Raw genomic sequence first — 1,022 nt, 5'->3', positions numbered from 1 at the left:
CGGTACCTTTGATCCCTTCAGTAACGGATGGTTTAAAGCCGGTGATGCATTTGAAATCCGAAGTGATTGCCCTCCGTGAGATTGAAACAGGTGAGACGGTGGGGTACGGAGATACTTGGACGGCACTGAGAAAAACCATTATTGCAACGGTGGCGATGGGCTACGGCGATGGTTATCCCCGTCATGCGCCTAGCGGGACACCTGTTATGGTCGATGGTCAGCGCGCCCCGCTTGTCGGTCGTGTATCTATGGATTTGATTACCATCGACGTGACCGAAGTGCGCAATGTTAATATCGGCTCTGAAGTCGAATTTTGGGGCGCCGAGCTCTCAATTGATGAAGTCGCAGAGCATGCTGGCACAATTTCCTATCAGCTTTGCACTGCGATTACAGCCCGAGTCCCTCGCGTTTGTATATAGTGCTTCCTTTGCGCGGAACTTATTGCGCGACCCAGATGAGCTCTTCCGTGGCAAAACCTTTTGTTTGTGCAAATTCTAAAAACTCTGCGCGCGTGTCTTTAGTGATCTCAGGCGTGCGTGATAGTAGCCATAGGTAGTCTGTATCGGGTCCGGTAATGAAGGCATGCTGATAGTTTTTCTGATCTAGTTCGGCAATGACATACGAGGCATAGAAGGGCCCAAAAAAACTGACCTTAAGGTGCCCCGTTTTAGAGTCTTCGACAAAATACGCTTTGCCCTCCGCCTCGTTCCATGTTTGTTCTTCCAAGGAATAGCCTCTATTGAGAACTCGCACGCCGCCGTCTGATCGCAAAGTATACTCTGCAGTGACCTTGCTGAGTCCTCTTTCGAAGCTATGGTCTAGTCTCGCAATTTCATACCATTTACCTAAATAGCGATCTAACTCAAAATCTGAAACAGGTTGAACATTTTTTGGAATCCCGGTGCAGCCGCTCAATAGCGCTGCCATTAAAAGCAGGATGGGGAACAGAATTTTGTTTGAGTTATCCATAAAGACAGAGTCTCTCTCGTAATTTGATTTATAAATGCCAGCGCTCAACAGGG

2 protein-coding genes are annotated in these 1,022 nt (G+C 48.2%); one reads left to right on the top strand and one right to left on the bottom strand.

Features of this window, described 5'->3' with window-relative positions; genetic code table 11:
* On the top strand, nucleotides 1-419 hold a 419-nt coding region (locus tag A3751_RS21190; RefSeq protein WP_304439073.1), incomplete at its 5' end, for an alanine racemase C-terminal domain-containing protein.
* A 19-nt stretch (nucleotides 420-438) separates the two neighbouring features.
* Here the strand turns inward: A3751_RS21190 and A3751_RS21185 are convergent.
* The gene (locus A3751_RS21185) at nucleotides 439-927 is read right to left on the bottom strand and encodes a lipocalin family protein (RefSeq protein WP_369821273.1); all 489 of its coding nucleotides are present in this window, start codon (nucleotides 925-927) and stop codon (nucleotides 439-441) included.
* Between the last annotated feature and the right edge of the window lie 95 nt (nucleotides 928-1,022).

The organism is Oleiphilus sp. HI0080 (assembly GCF_001635135.1).
The sequence above is the reverse complement of the archived record's forward strand: the minus strand, read 5'-3'. Positions and strand labels throughout refer to the sequence as shown.